Raw genomic sequence first — 2805 nt, 5'->3', positions numbered from 1 at the left:
TCAGGGATGACTCATCTTTGGGCCGGCTTCCCGCTTAGATGCTTTCAGCGGTTATCCGTTCCGAACATAGCTACCGGGCAATGCCATTGGCATGACAACCCGAACACCAGCGGTTCGTCCACTCCGGTCCTCTCGTACTAGGAGCAGCTCCCATCAATCATCCAACGCCCACACCAGATAGGGACCGAACTGTCTCACGACGTTCTAAACCCAGCTCGCGTACCACTTTAAATGGCGAACAGCCATACCCTTGGGACCGACTTCAGCCCCAGGATGTGATGAGCCGACATCGAGGTGCCAAACACCGCCGTCGATATGAACTCTTGGGCGGTATCAGCCTGTTATCCCCGGAGTACCTTTTATCCGTTGAGCGATGGCCCTTCCATACAGAACCACCGGATCACTATGACCTACTTTCGTACCTGCTCGACGTGTCTGTCTCGCAGTTAAGCTAGCTTATGCCATTGCACTAACCTCACGATGTCCGACCGTGATTAGCTAACCTTCGTGCTCCTCCGTTACTATTTGGGAGGAGACCGCCCCAGTCAAACTACCCACCAGACACTGTCCACATTCCCGATAAGGGAACAATGTTAGAACATCAAACATACAAGGGTGGTATTTCAAGGACGGCTCCACACAATCTAGCGACTGTGCTTCAAAGCCTCCCACCTATCCTACACATGTAGGTTCAATGTTCAGTGCCAAGCTGTAGTAAAGGTTCACGGGGTCTTTCCGTCTAGGTGCGGGTACACAGCATCTTCACTGCGATTTCAATTTCACTGAGTCTCGGGTGGAGACAGCGTGGCCATGGTTACACCATTCGTGCAGGTCGGAACTTACCCGACAAGGAATTTCGCTACCTTAGGACCGTTATAGTTACGGCCGCCGTTTACCGGGGCTTCGATCAAGAGCTTCGTCCGAAAACTAACCCCATCAATTAACCTTCCGGCACCGGGCAGGTGTCACACCCTATACGTCCTCTTACGAGTTTGCAGAGTGCTGTGTTTTTAATAAACAGTCCCAGCCACCTGGTCACTGCGGCCTCCATTTGCTTACCACGCGAAGTGTTCACAAACAGAGGCGTACCTTCTCCCGAAGTTACGGTACAATTTTGCCGAGTTCCTTCACCCGAGTTCTCTCAAGCGCCTTAGTATTCTCTACCTGACCACCTGTGTCGGTTTGGGGTACGGTTCATATAATCATAAGTTTAGAAGCTTTTCCTGGAAGCAGGGCATCAACAACTTCACTCCCTTGGGAGCTCGTCTCGTGTCTCGGCCTTGAAAACCCGGATTTACCTAAGTCTTCAGCCTACTCACTTTCACTTGGACAACCAACGCCAAGCTTGCCTAGCCTTCTCCGTCCCTCCATCACTGATTATATAAGTACGGGAATATTAACCCGTTTCCCATCGACTACGCATTTCTGCCTCGCCTTAGGGGCCGACTTACCCTGCCCTGATTAGCATGGGACAGGAAACCTTGGTCTTCCGGCGTGGGAGTTTTTCACTCCCATTATCGTTACTCATGTCAGCATTCGCACTTGTGATATGTCCAGCAAGCTTTACAACTCACCTTCATCCACTTACACAACGCTCCCCTACCCAGCAAGTAAACGTGCTGCCGCAGCTTCGGTATATTGCTTAGCCCCGTTACATCTTCCGCGCAGGCCGACTCGACTAGTGAGCTATTACGCTTTCTTTAAAGGGTGGCTGCTTCTAAGCCAACCTCCTAGCTGTCTATGCCTTCCCACATCGTTTCCCACTTAGCAATATTTTGGGACCTTAGCTGGCGGTCTGGGTTGTTTCCCTCTCCACGACGGACGTTAGCACCCGCCGTGTGTCTCCCGGATAGTTCTCATTGGTATTCGGAGTTTGCAAAGGGTTGGTAAGTCGGGATGACCCCCTAGCCTTAACAGTGCTCTACCCCCAATGGAATTCGTCCGAGGCTCTACCTAAATAGATTTCGGGGAGAACCAGCTATCTCCCGGTTTGATTGGCCTTTCACCCCCAGCCACAAGTCATCCCCTAACTTTTCAACGTTAGTGGGTTCGGTCCTCCAGTTGATGTTACTCAACCTTCAACCTGCTCATGGCTAGATCACCGGGTTTCGGGTCTATACCTAGCAACTAAACGCGCAGTTAACACTCGCTTTCGCTACGGCTCCGTTATTCACTTAACCTTGCTACTAAATATAAGTCGCTGACCCATTATACAAAAGGTACGCAGTCACCCCGAAGGGCTCCCACTGCTTGTACGTATACGGTTTCAGGTTCTATTTCACTCCCCTCACAGGGGTTCTTTTCGCCTTTCCCTCACGGTACTGGTTCACTATCGGTCAGTTAGGAGTATTTAGCCTTGGAGGATGGTCCCCCCATATTCAGTCAAGATAACACGTGTCCCGACCTACTCGATTTCACTGTAAAGAATCCGTCGTGTACAGGGCTATCACCTTGTATCGCTCCTCTTCCCAAAGGATTCCACTAAATTCTAAACAGCTTAAGGGCTGCTCCCCGTTCGCTCGCCGCTACTAGGGGAATCTCGGTTGATTTCTTTTCCTAAGGGTACTTAGATGTTTCAGTTCCCCTCGTTTGCCTCGTTAACCTATGTATTCAGTTAACGATACCTATAAATAGGTGGGTTTCCCCATTCGGACATCTGTGGCTCAAATGCATTTTGTCGGCTCACCACAGCTTTTCGCAGACTTACACGTCCTTCATCGCCTCTAACTGCCAAGGCATCCACCGTATACGCTTCGTCACTTAACCATACAACCCCAAACAGCCTTTTGACTTCTGTCTAAGTTA

1 rRNA gene is annotated in these 2805 nt (G+C 50.5%); it reads right to left on the bottom strand.

Features of this window, described 5'->3' with window-relative positions:
• A 23S ribosomal RNA gene (locus WA381_RS20835) occupies positions 1–2766 on the bottom strand; the annotation flags it as partial.
• Between the last annotated feature and the right edge of the window lie 39 nt (positions 2767–2805).

This window comes from Alteromonas sp. CH_MED4-4 (assembly GCF_037029575.1).
GTDB classification, from domain to species: Bacteria; Pseudomonadota; Gammaproteobacteria; order Enterobacterales; family Alteromonadaceae; genus Alteromonas; species Alteromonas macleodii.
Note: the sequence above shows the minus strand (reverse complement) of the source record. Positions and strands in the feature narration are given on the sequence as shown.